The sequence below is a fragment of the Chryseobacterium sp. T20 genome (assembly GCF_047345655.1).
Lineage (GTDB): Bacteria > Bacteroidota > Bacteroidia > Flavobacteriales > Weeksellaceae > Chryseobacterium.
Genome location: NZ_JBLFDU010000012.1, coordinates 86,882 through 104,102 on the forward strand (window position 1 = coordinate 86,882; position 17,221 = coordinate 104,102).

A 17,221-nucleotide genomic window follows, 5' to 3' on the forward strand; every position below is an offset into this window, starting at 1 on the left:
TCAGCGACCGAGGCAAATTAATATACTAACCGCTCTACTTTTTGTAGAGCGGTTTTTTTATATTCGTAAAAAAAATATGAAAAACTTATTAACCATAATTTTTATAATTATTTCACATGCCTTTGTTTCCGGTCAGAATAAAAATACCATAAGTTGTAAAATCACATACTTACCCACTATAAGTCATGAGAACAAATCAACCAAAATATCAAAAATACAAGCAAGGAAGATAGACAGTTTAGTTCATCTTAAATCTTACAAAATTGATCTTAATGATGATGATTTAAAAGTGATCAAAGAGCTTTATGAGAAAAATGATTTTCAGGGGAAAAAAATTTATAAAATTTCAGAATCAACATTTTTAACATTACTTAAAGAGAAAGAAATCACTATAGACTTTGATAGTATAAACTCAGTTTCAGAAAAAAGTATCACTGATTTAATAAGTTCTGTGATTGATGGCTCTCCGTTCACTCTAACAGTAAATACAAAAAATAATCAATTGACCTTTACAAATAATTTTTCAGGTATGCCAAGGTTAAAAGAATTACGAGAGTATCTTATCTTTTATTCTATTTATAATGAGATCTCTTTTTGTAAAAATGACAATGAACTTGTAAAGAAGTATTTTGAAAGGAAAAATTTAATGAAAAACGTGATGCATTTCATGGAGAAAATGGAATCATAATAATTAAAACATTCTTATGCTTGAAGCAGGTATCATTGCCCCAACTAAAGTAACAAGAGTTGCCCTTGAAAATGCAGCTTCTGTATCTGGAATGCTTTTAACAACTGAATGTGTTATCACTGAAGTGAAGAGCGCTGAACCAGCTATGCCAATGGGTGGTGGAATGCCAGGAATGATGTAACAACGTGTCGTTGAGACAAATTTAATATACTAACCGCTCTGCTTTTGTAGGGCGGTTTTTTTATATAGAAAATCTAAAGAACTTTTTACTTAAAATTTTATTTGCAATTATATATCATATATGAGCTTAAAGTGTAAATTTGAATATCAACCGTAATTACAACAAAAAGCACATTCAAACCGATTAATCAATCATGAAAAAGTTCGCATTACTTATTTTTATATGTTTATGTATAAATCTGTTTTCACAAAAAAATATAATTCAAGATTTAAAAATTGTTGATTATGAATTAATATCGAATAATAAAATTGAAATTAAATCTTAGAAAGGAAACTTAACCGTCTATTCAGATAGCTGGGATGGGAAAAATTATTTCCAATACACATTAACTTCAGGAGAAATTAACCAATTAAACTCATTATCAGGCAAAAATATTGAATCCTTTGTCAAACAAAAACAACTCAATAGGAATGAATATTTCGCAGGAAATCCAAGATTTATTTCTTATAAATCCAACGGAAAAGTTTATAGTCTTTGCTTTATTGAGCCATTTATGAATAATGAATTTATAGACATCCTAAAAATTCTAAATTCAAAAATATACAAACATGATGAAACTGCTAAAATTCAAATGCAGACAAACGATTTCGAAAAAGTTGAAATTGAAATTATTGAAAGAAGCAAAGTAGATAATTACTTACCAACAAAAGCAGTTATTATTCAAAATTAAAAAACGCCCCTTTTTAAATATTCTCCAAAGTCCAGAGACTTCAGAGAATGCCTGGGTCATCCTGAAGTGAAGAGCTCAGAACCAGCTATACCAATGGGTGGTGGAATGCCAGGAATGATGTAACAACGTGTCGTTGAGACAAATTTAATATATTAACCGCTCTGCTTTTGTAGTGCGGTTTTTTGTTTAAATTTTCATTATTTTTATAACTATTGAGATATTATAAAATTAAGCAAATGGATAATTTTACTTTTGATGAGCTATCTCCATTAAGATTTGAAAAATTTGTTAGAGATCTATTAACAAAATATTATGGGAGATTTGAAAATTTTGCTGAAGGCAAAGATGGTGGAATAGATTTTAGGTATTCGAGCAATGATAAAGAAGTACTAATAGTTCAATGTAAAAGATATAAGGAATATAAAAATTTAAAATATTCATTGCAAAAAACTGAGTTACCAAAAATTAAAAAATTAAAATTTGATAAATATTTATTGGTAGTTTCTTTAGATCTATCTCCTTCACAAAAGGAAGAAATCTTTAATTTATTTAATGGATATCTTTCAAATCCAAATCAAATTCTAACCAAAGGAGACCTAAATGCACTAATTAAGAAAAATAAAACTGTTATATATGATTATCCTGAATTATGGATTAAAAGCATAGATATACATCAAAGAATATTTAATATAGGTATTTTACACCATTCAGGTTTTATAAAAGATAGAATTTCAAAAACATTAATAAATTTTGTCCCTACTGAAAACTATAAAAAAATAATTAATCATTTCAACACTAATAATATCCTTATTATTAGTGGAAATCCTGGCGTTGGAAAATCTACTTTAGCATATGCAACTTTATCTCACTTTATATATCATTATGAGTATAAAATCATCGATTTATCATATAGAAGCATTCAAGAAGCAGAACCATTTCTTGCAAGCGAGGAGGTAATATTCTTCCTTCTTGATGATTTTTTAGGTAGGATAAAGCTTGAGAAAAATGATGATTTTGCACATTTATTATCTTTCTTTATTGAAAAAATAGAAAATTGTGAAAATAAAAAGCTGATTATAACTTCAAGAAATCACATTCTAGAATCTGGAACTAAAAATCTTTCAGCAATTAATAATATTAATAATTTCATTCAAAAACATACAATCGAATTAAAGGAACTTACACGAAGTTCTAGAACAATGATGCTTTATAATCATCTCTACAATAGTAACATTGACATTGAATATTTAAATAATTTATTAAATAATAATTACAAAAGAATTATCGATCATCCAAATTTCAACCCAAGGATAATCGAACACCTAACTAAAAATAATTTTCTTAAAAAATCTAAAATTAATCATGAAGATTATTACCAAAATTTTATTCAAAATCTAGAAAACCCTTCCGAAATATGGAATCAGTTTTATACAAATCTCCCAAATGATTTATACAAACTAATTATAATCAACAAATTTATTATTAATGATATAATCCCATATGAGAAGCTAGAAAATGCTATAATGAAATTTATTGTAAACTGTCCACAATTTCAACATTATAGTTTTGATGACTTTGAACAGATTATTCGCGAATTAAATGGTACAATATTCATAATTGAAGATAGTTACAATGAAATGAGAAGCGAAAACTACCAGATAGTTGAATTTCATAATCCTTCAATTATAGATTTTTTAGACAATCACGTTTGGAAAAACAAGTTCTGGCTAAAGATTATCATTGAAAATGCAACATACTTTGAACAATTATTCCATTGGGAGCTACAAGAAATCGTTGAACAAGATGATGAACTTCTAAAAATATTTAAACATAAAGTCATAAATAGCTTTAATGATCTGGAAAATGCAAGTTTTGGTTTTTTTGAATACGATATAGAAGATGGAGGAACGACAATAAGTTGGAAAGGTGAAAGAAGAAATTATTTTTTACAAGAGTTTAGTTGCATGTATAATGTTAAAAATGATTCAGATGTATACGCATTTATAATAAAAGAGTTATTTAAATATCCTATAGATGGGGCCGAGGATACTTCTGAAAAGATTACTTTTGCACAAATCTGTGAAGAACTCCTTAAAGAAAATTTAATTGAAGATAAAAAGGTAATTCTAAATTATACGAATGGATTTTTTAACGACATTAAAGAACTTGTATATTTAGAGATATTGTTCTGATTATTGCTTAGATATAGTTAGATCTAATAATGAATTAGTTGAGACAGCAGATAGACTATTTATTTGGCAAATTAAAGATATTCAAAAAGAACCCGACTACATTGATATAATAGATCTTTTAGACGATTTCAAACAAATAAAAAATATCCTTCCTCTGAAAAAAGCCTCCAAGCTATTAAAAAAGATTGATTTAGAAAATTTAATTGAATCATCATTTACAAAAATAAAAGAAGCAGGTAAAACCCTTGTAGACAATGAAAAAAGCAACTATGCGGATATTAAAAATGAAGAAATTGAAGCTTTAATAGATTCTTTAAAAAAGAAGTTATAATCTCTCAACAACTACAAATAAAAAAATAACCCACTTGAAAAATTTAGAATGCTTCGATAGTTAAAATCATTACCCAAAGAGTTGCCCTTGAAAATGCAGCTTCTGTATCTGGAATGCTTCTTACAACTGAATATGTAATCACTGAAGTGGAGAGCGCTGAACCAGCTATGCCAATGGGTGGTGGAATGCTATAGTGTGCCACTAAGATAATTTAATATATTAACTGCTCTACTTTTATAGAGTATTTTTATTTATAATACTATTTCTCTTTAGTAACTATAAAAAGTAATCTATGACTATTTTAATAGCCTAATCAATTTCTCATTGCCATAATAATCATGAATAAAAATCGGAAAAGAATTTAATACAGATACTTCTAAGTTTACATTGATATAATTTTTTCTTTGATTATTAAAAATATCTAATTGGGAATATAATTCTTTAGGATAGGTATAACTATTATTTACAATATAATTTCCTTTTTTTAGGTGTTCTTTAATTATCCATTTCCAAATATTTCTATTATACAAATTAAAATCAATAATTTTCCTAATACAATTTGCATTTACAATTTTCTTATAACGTATATTTTCTTTGCATTTTACTTTTAAGCTTTTAAAACTACCTCTTTGGGGAAAATGTTTTAAAGATTCAATCATAGGGTAACTAATATAAAGTTTCCCTTTTTCTGTTTCTTCATCAAAAAAATTTAAGAGTTCTTCAAGTTTTTCATCACTAGCTATAGGATCATGACCATCATAATCAAAAAACAAATAGATTTCCGCAAAATTTGATGTACTATATTTTTTTAATGATTCTTGATTTTGTTTTCTATCTCTCAATAATGTGAATGTATCTAAATCTTCATCTGCTTTAATCTCTTCGTAAATTTGATAAATAGTAGCACAAAAAGCACAAGTAATAATAGTATTTTCTTTGATAAAAAATTTTCTCAAATTTTTCACAATACTTGCTTCTGTTTTTTCGCCTTCAAAAACAAATAAAATATTTTTAGCCATTGAACGATCCTGCTTTATACATTTTTTCAATATTGTGAGCTTCTCTCAACTCTTTGGATGATCTTTTAGACAAAGACCTTATACCTTTTTTATCTAGCAAGAAATAACAATCAGGTCTTAAAAGTTCATTAGTAATAATTGATGTATTATGAGTCGTTAAAACAAACTGTATACCTGTATTCTTTAATTCATTAACAATTAAAGCTGAAAGCTCGTGATGATAAAATGCATCAAATTCATCCACAAAAATAAACCTTATTTTCGTTTCATTCGTTACTTTTTTAAACCAATAATAAAATAATGCTAAAGCTCTCGTTCCTTGTGATGCTATACTAAAAAATGGTATATGCTTACCATTAAAATCAAAAACTAGAGTCTTTTTTTCTAAACTTTCTATTACTTCTAATTTACACTCAATTCCAGCCTTATTAAAAAAATTCTCAAGTTCTTTTATATCATATTTCTCAACAAATTCATCGTGAACATTCTTATTACCTAATTCATATCCTAAATACTGATTCTTTTGTAAAGATCTAAAAAATAACATTCCTTCAATAAAATCAAAAAACTTATTAAAAGTTTTATTAATTTCATTATCGTCTAATGATGTATTATTTTTAACATATTTAAGTATTGATAATTCATTATTTTTTATCTCTGTCTTAAGATTTTCAGCACCTTTAAAATTAAAATTTGCATTATCAGATAAAGTTCTATCAATAAATGCTAATTCCACATCATCAATCGAAAATCTTTCAAAAATTAAACTCTTATAATCTGTCTTTTTGTATTCATATACTACTTTTTTACAATCAATTAAAAATTCAAAGTAAAATTCAGCATAATCAGCTTCATTGTAAGCATTTAGATAATAAGAATACTCTGACTCTGATTTATTTTGGTCTGTTAAGTGTTCAATAATATCAAATAATGCTAGCCCAATATTTGATTTACCTACACCATTGTGTCCATAAATTAGAGCATTATTCACTATGCCATTTACTACACATCCATCATTAAACGTATATCCATTTGTATCAGTTAAGTCAAACGAAAAATTTTTTTCAAAACTTTTAAAGTTTGAGACTTTAAATTTAGCTAACATATAGTTCTTAATTATAATTCAAAGATAATGAAAAATATCATCCGTAATTTTTTTACGGATATTTTTTTTTACAATAATTAATATCTATTGCTAAACTAGGGAGAGTTTATGCAAATGAAATAACCATATCATCTACTTCCCCCAACTACAAATCCTTCTCCCTTCTGCAACGCATAGTCTCGCGACTTTGTGCAAGTAAAACAAAAATTCAAAGTTCTCAGACTTCAAACCTATTATCAATATATAGAATACTCCCCCATTTCCTATCCCCCAACTTTTACTTATATTTGTTTCTATAACGTACACAAATATGCAAAACAAAAAAATACATCAGGGGAGAAATATCAAGCGTTTTCGGGAGATGTTGGGCATCAAGCAGGAGGCTTTGGCTTTTGATCTTGGTGAGGACTGGAACCAGAAGAAGATTTCGCTTTTGGAGCAGAAAGAAACTATTGAAGATCCTTTACTGAAAAAGATTTCTGAGGTATTGAAAATTCCTGTGGAAGCGTTTCAGAATTTTGATGAGGAAGAAGCTGTAAATGTAATTGCAAATACTTTTGGAGATCACAGTATTGGTTATCAGAAAAATGATAATCCTATTTTCAATCCTATTGAGCAGGTACTAAAACTGCATGAAGAAAAAATTGCGCTGTACGAAAGAATGCTGAAGGAAAAAGATGAGATGATGGCCAGACTGGAGCAGTTGATTCAGAAATAAAAAATGCTCCCTATTAGAATATGAACAGTGCCCTCATTAAATATGTCAGCGAAAGTTTATCCGCAGAATTGAGAGAAATCTCAACATCAAAACGTGCAGGATATGAGAATGGGTTAACTATTCATGAAAAAGCCATTATTTATCACTACACAGATTCAGGATATGACTCTTTAAATGAACGATTAAGAAATGGACAAGATATAAATGATTTTGGACTTTTTTTAAATTATAGCTTAGATAAATTACCCGATTACCAAGCTCTTTGTTATCGTACTATTCGGTGTCCAAAAAGAGATCTTGAAAAATATTATTCAGCATTCAAGAACAATGGCATTATTATTGAGAAATCTTTTTTATCCTGCAGTAAATCAAGACTTTTGGCACTTCAATTCAGTGACAGCCCCGTATTCATAATTTTATCAAAAAGAGGAAAAGATATTGAAAAAATCGCTAAATTTGGAGTAGATAGCGGACAAAATGAAAAAGAAATTGTATTTAAATCGGGTTCAAGATTTAAAGTATTAGACATTAAGGAAGCAGAAAATAAAATTACGATAACGTTAGAAGAGGTATAAAAATGGATTTAATAAAAGAATACTATAAAAATACAAATTTCAAAAATGACTCTGATTTTTTTGAGAATTTGGAAGACATTTTTATGTTCGGAAATATTAAATCTGAATATAAAAACAACGATTTTATCAGCCATAAAGAGTTAATCAATTTACAACTAATAGATTTTCTTAAAAGTTTATTATCAAAAGATTTATTAACCAACAAAAGAGAAAAAGTTGCAGCTATTAATTTGATTTCAGAAATGGACCTTAGAAATGAATTTTTGGAATTAATTAAAGAGAAAAACAACAATAATACAGCTGAAATTTCTGAGAGATTAGGAGCTAAGTTTATGTCATCAGTAGATAAGAGTAAACATTAATCTGTACTGAAAAAGACTATTCCACTGTGAAGTTTACTATACTATATGAAATTTCATACTCATAATAACCGTTCTATTTTTGGAGCGGTTTTATCTTTTAAATTCTGTTATTTTTCGATAATAAATTATCCAACTCTTTTTTATTTTTATCTTTTCAATTCTATTCTATATTTATTTCAACAAATACCCAATCAATGATGAGGATATTCCTTCCTGCTAAGTTTCTCCCGAATTTACATCAATAAAAATCACCCCTCGCTACCGCATGATTATATCGTGCGGCTTTGGTTTAAATTATATTATTAAAAGGAAAGGGAAAATATAAAATATTATACGAAGACTTTTTGGTGTGATGGTATAAATCCTTTACCAGAAGACACAAAATCTCTACTTTATCATAATATTGAAAAAAACAGGCAAATAATAACAAAAGCCTGGATTGGATATAATGGCAATGAAATTTATGAAATGAAAATCAAGTTTGGGAAAAAAGCTATAGCAAATTATAAGAATAATAAAAGCTTAATCGAATGCATTCCAGGAAATAATGAAAATCCACCAACACTCTAATTTTTATCCCCAAACTTTCTCTTATCTTTGTTTCAATAACGATCTGAGCAGTGTTGACGACGTAACACCAAAACAAAATATGGCAACAAAAGAAGAATTCTGGGATAGGAAAAAGAAATTAAATGATGATTTCTTCGTAATGGGCTCCGTGTCCCATCCTGCAACTGAAGAACAAATTAAAAAATATGAAGAAAGCACAGGGTTTACCTTCAGTGAAGATGTTAAGGATTTTCTGACCTCATTCGGATCCTTACTTTTTGAAGTCAAAGAAGAGATATGGAAACGTCCCCAGGAATTTGATGTTCTTCCAAGCTGGAAATTCGGGTATGGATTTTTTGTGTACGGACTTTCGCAGGATGAAGAGATGCCTTCATGGATGGGATTTGAAGAAAAGCATCAGGAAGCCCTTGAATATAAAGAAAAACCATTGGGCCAATTATTTTTCAAGCGCAGCGGAAATCTCTACAGAGCCTATACCGACAACGGAATCATAAAAATTGAGTATGACAAATACGACGAAGAAGATTACGAAGTATTTGAAGGAAATATTTACGATTTTTTAATTGAAGAAATTAATAATTTAGAACAGGATTATCTGGAATATATCAACGAAGGAAAATCCTGATGTATTTTACACAACCTTATAATTTCTGACTTTAAGCCTATAAAACAAAAGCACTAAAACTTATTACCATTGAAAACAAAATTATTATTCCTGTCATTTTTGGGCTCATTGCTGGCCCATGCACAAACGCTTCATTTCCAAAAGCTCGCCGGTATGTCTGCAGGCAGAGGGGCCATAACAAGTGTAATAGTGAATGATAATATTTATGTGTCCAATGGCTATACAGCAGATAAAGAAGTCAATTATATTGAGAAATATAATATTACTGATGACAGTTGGAGTATTCTCAATGCTACTCTAAGTCCCAAAAGATTTGCTAATTCGGAGGCTTACAATAATAAGATCTATATTTTTAACGGTTTGGGAAACTGTCATCTTGAAATTTTAGATCTTGCAACCAATACCGTAACCGAAGGAGCAATTAATCCTTATTATGCCGGCGGTTCCGGTTCTGCCATACATAATGGGAAAATATATGTGTTTGGAGGCAGTGGATTAAACGGAGCCCCTATATATTCCGATAAATTTCAGTATTACGACATTGCTTCAGATACCTGGCATCCATTACCGGATATGCCTATAGCCAAAGAAACAAAAGGCAAAGTTGTTAATAATAAACTGTATGTAATCGGTGGTTTTAACGAAACTTCGTCTAATCTGATAGATGTTTACGACCTTAATACGAATCGTTGGACCAATCAGTATAAAATGCCTGTTGGGATATCCGGCCATTCATTGGCAGTAGCCGATAATAAAATTTTCATTGTGGGTGATTATAGTAATCAGGATTTTCTGGCCTATTTTGATACTGCCACCCATAAATTCTACCAGTTATCATCCGATATGACTCCCCGAAGACACGCAGCTGCAGAAGTATATAACAATAGATTATACATCATTGGTGGAAATACAAACACTCTTCCCTCTTCCTCTATTAAAAGTACACAATTTGCAGAGATTAATGAGATAATGTTCAATCTGAATATCCCGTTATCTCCATAGACAAAAAACATCAATACCCAACTCCTCAAAGTCGGGAGACCTGGCGCCATCAAAAAATAAAATCCAAAGTCTCCCACTTCAGATTCAGCTTTTACATATATTTGTTTCTATCAATATGTAAAACAAACACGAAATCTTACTACCATTGAAAACAAAATTATTATTCCTTTTATTTTTGGGCTCACTGCTCACCTATGCACAAACGCTTCAGTTTAAAACTCTCGCTAATATGTCTGCCGGCAGAGGAGCTACAACCAGCGTCATCGTGGATTATAATATATATGTGAGCAATGGATATCAGCAAAGCGGAGGTAATGCCAATTTTATTGAAAAATATAATATTACCAATAATAAATGGAATGTTCTCAATGTTACTCTAAGTCCAAAAAAATTTGCAAATTCGGAGACTTACGATAATAAGATTTATATTTTTAACGGTTGGGGAAACAGTCATCTTGAAATTGTAGACCTTGCCACCAATAAGGTAACGAAGGGAGCTGTTAACCGTTCCTATACCGGAAATGCAGGTTCTGCCATCCATAATGGTAAAATATACGTGTTTGGAGGCAGCGGACTCAACAATGCTGCAACCACTGTATTTTCTAACAGATTCCAATATTATGATATTGCTTCCAATACATGGCATCCATTACCGGATATGCCTACAGCCAGAGAAGCAAAAGGCAAAATTGTCAATGATAAATTGTATGTCATTGGCGGTTTTAACGGTACTTCATCCCGCCTGATCAATGTTTACGACCTTAACACTAATCTCTGGACCGATCAATATACGATGCCTTCCGGGATATCCGGACATTCATTAGCCGTATCAGGTACTAAGATTTTTATAGCAGGAGGTTATAATAATCAGGCTTTTCTGGCCTATTTTGATACGGCAACCAATAAATTCCATCAGCTGTCATCCAATATGATTCCCAGAAGACATGCTGCAGCAGAGGTATATAACAATAAATTATACATCATCGGCGGAAGTACAACGTCTTCCACCAAATCAGCTATTAAAAGCTTACAAGCAGCTGATATTACTGAAAGTGCACAGGACACAAAAGAAAATTAAATACACAGTATTCTCAAAACAAAACAATTGATGATAGACGAGATTTTAGTACAAAAAATGATTGAAGATGAAATTCATCCTGATTATACCATCTTCAGATATTATGAAACAGAGCCTTATATTTTTATTTTCTGGAAGCATAAAAAATATGATAAAGATGATGAAAGAGGAAAGTTAATTGGAGTCGGACCTATTGTTTTTGATAAAGCACAGAAGAATTATACCATTTTAGGTTCCGGATCAAACAATGAGCATTACTACAAACATTTGCCAGACAATCTCTTTGATGAATACAGAATCATCAATACTTTTGAAAGTATTAAAGCTGGAATTGTAAGGAGAAAGTATGTAAATACTGATGATGTTGACAGATTATGTCAGATTATCACTAATGGCTGGGCCAGTGTTGATTTTGACATGCATTATCCTAAAGATTATGATGTAGAAACTCATATTATTGCTGTTTTGAAAAACGAAGAACAACAAGATACCATCATCCACTTCTGGAATGAAATAGATCACCAATATAAAATACTGAGTGACACAGAAATATTACTTTGGAAAACAAAAGACGAATAAAAAATTAAAAATCAGAAAAGATGGAATTCTTTATGATAAATAAAAACAATAACTAACACAGGTTGATAATCATATTTAAATAAAAACAATGAGAAAACATATTATTTCAGGTATTTTAGTTTTAATTTTTCAGGCATTCTCTGCACAGATAAACACAGATCTTATTAAAAAGAATGTCACTGAAAATCCACAGGAAAATTTTTATAAACTTTTAGACGTATTCAAAGTAAATCCTTCTGAACTGACCCAGGAACAGTTGAATCAATTGTACTACGGAAGTAAATTCATAAAAATTGATTACACCATTGGAAATTATAACAGTGAATCCGGAACATTCTGGAAACCTGCTCAAAAAAGACTGTCAAAAAGTAAAGCGGAAAAAATGGTAACTGAAGCGGAATCAAAATACACCATCAATCCTCTCAACAAAAATTTACTGGATGATATGATGAATATTTATAGCGCACTTGATGATCATAAAAAAAGAGAATTGTGCGCTAAGCAAAAAGATGTAATCATTCAAACGATAGAAAAAAGTGGTGACGGAAAAAGTGAAGAGACCGCCATTTGTGTTTTAACCCCTGGTGAAGTTTTACAACAACTTGAAAATCTTGCTACCTCAGGACCGAGGGCTGAATTCAGTCAAAAAATGAGACAACTTTCAGACGGAAGCATTCTAACCATTTATAAAATTGGAGACAGAGAAGTATTTGTAAAATTAGTGGGTGGATATTTTTTCTAAAATGATTTCCACTTTAACGCATACAATTTATTTTTCTTAGTCCAGACAATATTTAACCATGAAAAAATTATTTTACATTTCAATTTTCCTGTTTAGTTTACAATCATTTGCTCAGGCCGGGCCGCCTCCGGTAGGCTACCCAACTGAAGAAAACAAAATTTTAATCAACCAACTGATGGAGACCGCAGAATTAAAAAGGTATATCTATAATTACTGCATTGATAGGATAGATCTCGCATCAAGATTAGAAAAATGGGATGAAAACAAGAAGAATGAAATCATAAAAAGTATTCATCTTGAAAAAATGGATGATGCCATCTATAACTCATTCAGCAATTACACCAAGGAAGAGTTACAACTGCTCATTGATTCATTCAACAAATTACCGAAAAGAAAATCATACATCATTCCAATGCCTTTAATCTTACAGTTGAGAGTGGAAGGGTTTTCTAAATCATTAATAAAAGGAGACTATTTATAATAATTTGGATGAAAAGAAGTAAAATATTTTGCGAACATACCACTGATGATACATCTCCGTATTAATAAAATAACAAAAACTAATCATGTCATATTATAAGCAATTATTCCTGTTTTTCACTCTACTTTTGCTTCCCATTCATAATTCATTTGCCCAAACAAAAAAGATCAATAAAATTGATTCTTTGATGAAATGGGCTCATCAAACCGGAGCTTTTAATGGAAATGTTTTAGTAGCAAAAAATAATAAAATCATTTACAATGCTTCTTTTGGTTTTACCGATGCTACAAAAACGGTACAACTAACACCTGATTATAGATTTAATATTGGTTCTATTACGAAGGAATTTAGTGCGGTTGCTTTATTGCAATTACAGGAACAGGGCAAATTGAAACTCAGCGACCCTATTTCCCAATACATTCCGGAATTACCAAAATGGACGGATAAAGTCACGTTAAAAAATTTATTGCAATATACGAGTGGTATTCCCAATGTAAACTGGAAAAAAATAAAAAATGACAAAGACCTTTTTGAGGGTTTACAACTTGTTGATTCTTTAGATTTCAAGCCAGGAACAAATTATGATTACAACAACAATAATATTTTTCTACGACAGTTTATTGTTGAACGACTGACCGGAATGAGTTTAAAAACCTATGCAGAAAAATTTATTTTTAAACCTTGTAAAATGGCATCTTCAGTAATGACTCCTTTTAAAAATGAAAAAAATATAGCTAAAGGATTTAATAGTGATCTGATTGCAGACAAAGAAGATTTACCCATAACAGGAGGAACCTATTTAACGACTCAAGATTTATTGAAATGGGCAAATTGTCTTCACTCCAATAAAGTAATTAGCACAAATTCTTTGTTTGAGCTGGGACAGCAATTTAATCTTCCGGAAACCCAATCTTCTTTAGGACAGGCAAAGTTTAACGACAAAAAACTCACTGAGCATATACACGACGGTAGAGCCGGAAGCTATGAAGCTCTCTTAGTTTCTGATATGAATGAAAAATTCACGATCATTTTATTAGGCAACAACTACAAAGGAAAGTTATTTGAAACTTCTGATGCTATTAAAGCTCTTTTGAAAAACGCAGAATAACTCCAATCTGATTTTACCGAGGGATTTTTATTTTTTAACTTAATATTAGCCACATCATTATTCTGGTATTTATCTGTAGATTTGGGGACTAATAATCATGATATGAACGCTCAGGAACTTCAAACATTACTCACCGAAAGAGCTGAAAAATTTCATCTCAAAAATGAAGCATTTCACACGCTCCACAAAATACTCTCAGAAGATCCTGAAGAATTGATAGGAGGCTTTGCCCGCCACGAAATTACTTTTGTATTTGAGGGATACCAATATCTGATTGAACAGCGATACCGAGAACCTATTATCCGGGCAAGAATAAGTCTTTGTGTGGAAAAGGAAACGTATGTTGAAAATTTAGAACCCATCGGGTATTATGATCTTGAAATGGATTTTGATGGCGAAATAGTGGACGACTGGTTCGTAATTGAGAAGGAAAAATACCTGAAAGATATTGGAATCATATCCTATTTTCAGGAGATGAACAAAAAGATGCCTCCTCAATATTTACGAAGAAACCACAGTGAATATAAATTTGTTTCTTACATCTCCCTGATTGGAACACTTTTCATCAGCAAAGAATTTGAAGGGGCCGGAGTATTTATCAACAGAGCAAACACTTATTTAAATGACGCCGATAATGTTTTACCAGATAAAGATTATTTAAAGAAATGCCGATACTTTCTGAAAATAATGACCCATTACTTACTAGAAAACAATTTGTTATCAGAAAGTTTGAAACAAAGATTGATCGATAATAAGATTAATGACTAATAATTAAGAAACGTGAATAAAAATGATCAGATTAAATTATGTATTTTAAATATCCTATCTACCTTCTTCTAGGTCTTATAATAATAAGCTGCCAAAGAAAAGATGAAGTTGTAAAAAGAGACAATGAACCTGATATTCATATTTTGCAAGGAGAAGACCTTGAAATGAATACAGCCATAGAAAATGCTCAGAAATCATTATACAAGTTCAAAGAAGCAATAGAAAGCCAAAACCCTGATTATTATAACTTTGCACTAAAAGAAAGATTTACCACTTCTGATTCCGGAGGTGAACATATCTGGATAAGCGAAGTTCAATATTCTGATAATAAATTCTATGGAATTGTAGATGGAGATCCCATTTCAACAACAGAAGTAAAACTGGGAGATACAATTGAAATTAATCCTCAGAATATTACAGATTGGATGTACATTGATAAAAATATTGTAAAAGGAGCTTACACGACCAGAGTTCTAAGGAAAAGAATATCACAGGACGAACGCGAAAAAATGGATAAAGAAAATGGTTTTATTTTTGAGAACGAATAAAAATATCTCTGCTTCTTACCATCTTTAATTCTGTATTTAAATTTATCCGCAAAACTATTAACCCAATAGCAATATACGAAAACTACAAATGGAAAATATTTTTAAAAATCACGAAAAAACAATAACCAGAAAACACAGCATTGGTTTCACTCCTAAATATAAAGAAGAATTCAGGACATTTGTCAACGAAGTACTTTTCATTGCCATCGCAGAAAAAACATTTGAAAAATTAGGCTGGGATATCGTTTATAAAGATGACCACAGTATCGAAGCAAAATATAAAGATACAGGCTGGATAAATGAACGCTGGACGGAAATTATTACAGCAAATTATAAAAATGGTGGGGTCTTGGTAAAAAGCGAATCTTTAGGTAACGAAATATGGGATAATGGAAAAAACTCTAAAAGAGTTAAACTATTTATTTATGCTTATCAGGAAACCTTAAAAACGTTCAATATGCAAGCGCTTAAGGATCTCGAAAAGGAAGTAGAAAAGAAAAACAACTGGGATGACTATATAATCCCTGAAACTCTTCCCCAACCAGCACCAGCAAAAATCCCTCATATAACACTGCCAATTATTGGCGGTATATCCATTTCCCTGATTACTGGATTTCTGGTAGCATGTATTTCCATAAAAGGGCTATATTTTATTGGTCTTTTTGAGTTTCTTGTAGCAACAGCTCTTGTTTTTGTGATGAAATATTTAATTAAATTCTCAAATTATACTGATTTTAACAAACTGTTATATCTACTAGGTGGAATGATTGTGCTAACATATGTTTCAAATGAATATTTTCAGTATGAAATAATTCTGAATACCAATAACCTTGAAAGAATCGGATTGTGGAATTTTTTAAGAATAAAACTTTCACAAGGTTTTATAGTAAATAAAATCAATACAGGGTGGATTGGATGGATTATTAGTTGGATTATACAACTTGGACTAACAGGTATTTTTGTTTATTTTAAACTAGCCTCTATACTTACAAAATATGTCATTGAAAGAGTACCGCCAGAAGTTGTTGATTTCACATTTTATCATCTCTTAAAAGATAAATCAGAGGAGGAAATCAGAACAGAGCTTGCTAAGAAAGGATGGTCTGAAATACAACATCAGAATGAAGCTTTCGAGGCAATTGGAGGCCATCAAAATGTAGTAACCCTGAATAGAATTAAATAATTTCTTTTGTAAATGAAAAAAAGACAATTTAAAAAACTGAACAATTCCATTTCAAGCTTTCAATGGATAAAAAAGAAAAGTGAAAGATATTGGCAGAAAGTAGATCTGATGGAATGCTGGGGATTCCAGATTCAGGAAGGAAGCAAATGGAAAAAAGGATTGTCAGAATATGAATTAGAAGATTTCCAGAACCAACTGAACATCACCTTTCCGGAGTCATTAAAAAACTATTACAGAACGATGAATGGTCTTGACAAACCTGGAATAGATAATAATGGTGGCGAAGGGGAAATTGATTTTGGTCCTAAATTTTATTCATACCCTGATGACATTCCCACTATAAAAGCAAGAATTAAACTGACCATGGAAGCCAACCGTGTGACGGAAGATATTATGAACAACCAAAATGTGCCTCCAATTATCCCCTATTTAGGACATCGGTTTTTAATACTGGATCATGAAGAAACTGTTCTTTCAATGTTTGGTGATGATATTATATTCTGGGGCGGTAATTTGTCAAAAGGAATTGCAAAAGATATTTTCCCAATTCGTCATGCTGAAAAAAAGAAAATTGATACAAGCTCATTCTGGAACAAAAAAATTGGGTAGTTAACAACTGATTTTAGTTTAAAATTT

At 30.4% G+C, this 17,221-nt stretch carries 19 protein-coding genes and 1 pseudogene; 18 read left to right on the forward strand and 2 right to left on the reverse strand.

Annotated elements, in window-relative coordinates; all coding sequences use genetic code 11:
- The first annotated feature begins 76 nt into the window (after positions 1-76).
- From ACMA47_RS21080 to ACMA47_RS21095, 4 genes and pseudogenes are all read left to right on the forward strand, one after another.
- A complete protein-coding gene (locus ACMA47_RS21080; RefSeq protein ID WP_413931354.1) occupies positions 77-688 on the forward strand; it encodes a hypothetical protein in 612 nt (203 codons plus the stop codon).
- A 16-nt stretch (positions 689-704) separates the two neighbouring features.
- Positions 705-869, forward strand: a pseudogene (locus tag ACMA47_RS21085) (hypothetical protein); the annotation flags it as partial.
- A gap of 553 nt (positions 870-1,422) precedes the next feature.
- The gene (locus ACMA47_RS21090) at positions 1,423-1,599 is read left to right on the forward strand and encodes a hypothetical protein (protein ID WP_413931355.1); all 177 of its coding nucleotides are present in this window, start codon (positions 1,423-1,425) and stop codon (positions 1,597-1,599) included.
- Positions 1,600-1,835: 236 nt separating this feature from the next.
- Positions 1,836-3,791, forward strand: a complete 1,956-nt coding sequence (locus ACMA47_RS21095) for a restriction endonuclease (protein ID WP_413931356.1) — start codon at positions 1,836-1,838, stop codon at positions 3,789-3,791.
- A gap of 627 nt (positions 3,792-4,418) precedes the next feature.
- Here the strand turns inward: ACMA47_RS21095 and ACMA47_RS21100 are convergent.
- Positions 4,419-5,141 (reverse strand): hypothetical protein, encoded by a 723-nt coding sequence (locus ACMA47_RS21100; RefSeq protein WP_413931357.1) that lies wholly within the window; start codon positions 5,139-5,141, stop codon positions 4,419-4,421.
- Positions 5,134-6,246, reverse strand: coding sequence for an AAA family ATPase (locus tag ACMA47_RS21105; protein ID WP_413931358.1), 1,113 nt, complete (start codon positions 6,244-6,246; stop codon positions 5,134-5,136). Before ACMA47_RS21105 ends, ACMA47_RS21100 begins: the two co-directional genes overlap by 8 nt.
- A gap of 310 nt (positions 6,247-6,556) precedes the next feature.
- Here ACMA47_RS21105 and ACMA47_RS21110 point away from each other — a divergent pair, with 310 nt between their 5' ends.
- From ACMA47_RS21110 to ACMA47_RS21175, 14 genes are all read left to right on the forward strand, one after another.
- The gene (locus tag ACMA47_RS21110) at positions 6,557-6,964 is read left to right on the forward strand and encodes a helix-turn-helix transcriptional regulator (RefSeq protein ID WP_413931359.1); all 408 of its coding nucleotides are present in this window, start codon (positions 6,557-6,559) and stop codon (positions 6,962-6,964) included.
- A gap of 20 nt (positions 6,965-6,984) precedes the next feature.
- Complete coding sequence (locus tag ACMA47_RS21115; protein WP_413931360.1) at positions 6,985-7,539, forward strand: ADP-ribosyltransferase; 555 nt, start codon at positions 6,985-6,987, stop codon at positions 7,537-7,539.
- Between the two features lie 2 nt (positions 7,540-7,541).
- Positions 7,542-7,901 (forward strand): hypothetical protein, encoded by a 360-nt coding sequence (locus ACMA47_RS21120; protein ID WP_413931361.1) that lies wholly within the window; start codon positions 7,542-7,544, stop codon positions 7,899-7,901.
- Between the two features lie 547 nt (positions 7,902-8,448).
- The gene (locus ACMA47_RS21125) at positions 8,449-9,096 is read left to right on the forward strand and encodes a hypothetical protein (RefSeq protein ID WP_413931362.1); all 648 of its coding nucleotides are present in this window, start codon (positions 8,449-8,451) and stop codon (positions 9,094-9,096) included.
- A 69-nt stretch (positions 9,097-9,165) separates the two neighbouring features.
- On the forward strand, positions 9,166-10,098 hold the full coding sequence (locus ACMA47_RS21130; protein ID WP_413931363.1) for a Kelch repeat-containing protein: 933 nt from the start codon (positions 9,166-9,168) through the stop codon (positions 10,096-10,098).
- 145 nt (positions 10,099-10,243) lie between these two features.
- Positions 10,244-11,176: a Kelch repeat-containing protein gene (locus ACMA47_RS21135; protein WP_413931364.1), complete on the forward strand. Its 933-nt coding sequence runs from the start codon at positions 10,244-10,246 to the stop codon at positions 11,174-11,176.
- Positions 11,177-11,206: 30 nt separating this feature from the next.
- On the forward strand, positions 11,207-11,755 hold the full coding sequence (locus tag ACMA47_RS21140) for a hypothetical protein (RefSeq protein WP_413931365.1): 549 nt from the start codon (positions 11,207-11,209) through the stop codon (positions 11,753-11,755).
- Between the two features lie 88 nt (positions 11,756-11,843).
- On the forward strand, positions 11,844-12,497 hold the full coding sequence (locus ACMA47_RS21145) for a DUF4919 domain-containing protein (RefSeq protein ID WP_413931366.1): 654 nt from the start codon (positions 11,844-11,846) through the stop codon (positions 12,495-12,497).
- A 58-nt stretch (positions 12,498-12,555) separates the two neighbouring features.
- Positions 12,556-12,978: a hypothetical protein gene (locus ACMA47_RS21150; protein WP_413931367.1), complete on the forward strand. Its 423-nt coding sequence runs from the start codon at positions 12,556-12,558 to the stop codon at positions 12,976-12,978.
- 85 nt (positions 12,979-13,063) lie between these two features.
- Positions 13,064-14,086 (forward strand): serine hydrolase domain-containing protein, encoded by a 1,023-nt coding sequence (locus ACMA47_RS21155; protein ID WP_413931368.1) that lies wholly within the window; start codon positions 13,064-13,066, stop codon positions 14,084-14,086.
- A 102-nt stretch (positions 14,087-14,188) separates the two neighbouring features.
- Entirely contained in the window at positions 14,189-14,854 is a 666-nt protein-coding gene (locus tag ACMA47_RS21160) for a hypothetical protein (RefSeq protein WP_413931369.1), read from the forward strand.
- 38 nt (positions 14,855-14,892) lie between these two features.
- On the forward strand, positions 14,893-15,402 hold the full coding sequence (locus ACMA47_RS21165; RefSeq protein ID WP_413931370.1) for a YegJ family protein: 510 nt from the start codon (positions 14,893-14,895) through the stop codon (positions 15,400-15,402).
- 88 nt (positions 15,403-15,490) lie between these two features.
- On the forward strand, positions 15,491-16,585 hold the full coding sequence (locus ACMA47_RS21170) for a hypothetical protein (protein WP_413931371.1): 1,095 nt from the start codon (positions 15,491-15,493) through the stop codon (positions 16,583-16,585).
- Between the two features lie 12 nt (positions 16,586-16,597).
- A complete protein-coding gene (locus tag ACMA47_RS21175; RefSeq protein WP_413931372.1) occupies positions 16,598-17,194 on the forward strand; it encodes an SMI1/KNR4 family protein in 597 nt (198 codons plus the stop codon).
- Positions 17,195-17,221: the final 27 nt, after the last annotated feature.

Excerpts from the sequence above, each read along its gene's own strand:
- ACMA47_RS21080 (WP_413931354.1), top strand. The coding sequence starts at position 77 with ATGAAAAACTTATTAACCATAATTTTTATAATTATTTCACATGCCTTT.
- ACMA47_RS21090 (WP_413931355.1), top strand. The coding sequence starts at position 1,423 with ATGAATAATGAATTTATAGACATCCTAAAAATTCTAAATTCAAAAATA.
- ACMA47_RS21095 (WP_413931356.1), top strand. The coding sequence starts at position 1,836 with ATGGATAATTTTACTTTTGATGAGCTATCTCCATTAAGATTTGAAAAA.
- ACMA47_RS21100 (WP_413931357.1), bottom strand. The coding sequence starts at position 5,141 with ATGGCTAAAAATATTTTATTTGTTTTTGAAGGCGAAAAAACAGAAGCA.
- ACMA47_RS21105 (WP_413931358.1), bottom strand. The coding sequence starts at position 6,246 with ATGTTAGCTAAATTTAAAGTCTCAAACTTTAAAAGTTTTGAAAAAAAT.
- ACMA47_RS21110 (WP_413931359.1), top strand. The coding sequence starts at position 6,557 with ATGCAAAACAAAAAAATACATCAGGGGAGAAATATCAAGCGTTTTCGG.
- ACMA47_RS21115 (WP_413931360.1), top strand. The coding sequence starts at position 6,985 with ATGAACAGTGCCCTCATTAAATATGTCAGCGAAAGTTTATCCGCAGAA.
- ACMA47_RS21120 (WP_413931361.1), top strand. The coding sequence starts at position 7,542 with ATGGATTTAATAAAAGAATACTATAAAAATACAAATTTCAAAAATGAC.
- ACMA47_RS21125 (WP_413931362.1), top strand. The coding sequence starts at position 8,449 with ATGAAAATCCACCAACACTCTAATTTTTATCCCCAAACTTTCTCTTAT.
- ACMA47_RS21140 (WP_413931365.1), top strand. The coding sequence starts at position 11,207 with ATGATAGACGAGATTTTAGTACAAAAAATGATTGAAGATGAAATTCAT.
- ACMA47_RS21145 (WP_413931366.1), top strand. The coding sequence starts at position 11,844 with ATGAGAAAACATATTATTTCAGGTATTTTAGTTTTAATTTTTCAGGCA.
- ACMA47_RS21150 (WP_413931367.1), top strand. The coding sequence starts at position 12,556 with ATGAAAAAATTATTTTACATTTCAATTTTCCTGTTTAGTTTACAATCA.
- ACMA47_RS21155 (WP_413931368.1), top strand. The coding sequence starts at position 13,064 with ATGTCATATTATAAGCAATTATTCCTGTTTTTCACTCTACTTTTGCTT.
- ACMA47_RS21160 (WP_413931369.1), top strand. The coding sequence starts at position 14,189 with ATGAACGCTCAGGAACTTCAAACATTACTCACCGAAAGAGCTGAAAAA.
- ACMA47_RS21165 (WP_413931370.1), top strand. The coding sequence starts at position 14,893 with ATGTATTTTAAATATCCTATCTACCTTCTTCTAGGTCTTATAATAATA.
- ACMA47_RS21170 (WP_413931371.1), top strand. The coding sequence starts at position 15,491 with ATGGAAAATATTTTTAAAAATCACGAAAAAACAATAACCAGAAAACAC.
- ACMA47_RS21175 (WP_413931372.1), top strand. The coding sequence starts at position 16,598 with ATGAAAAAAAGACAATTTAAAAAACTGAACAATTCCATTTCAAGCTTT.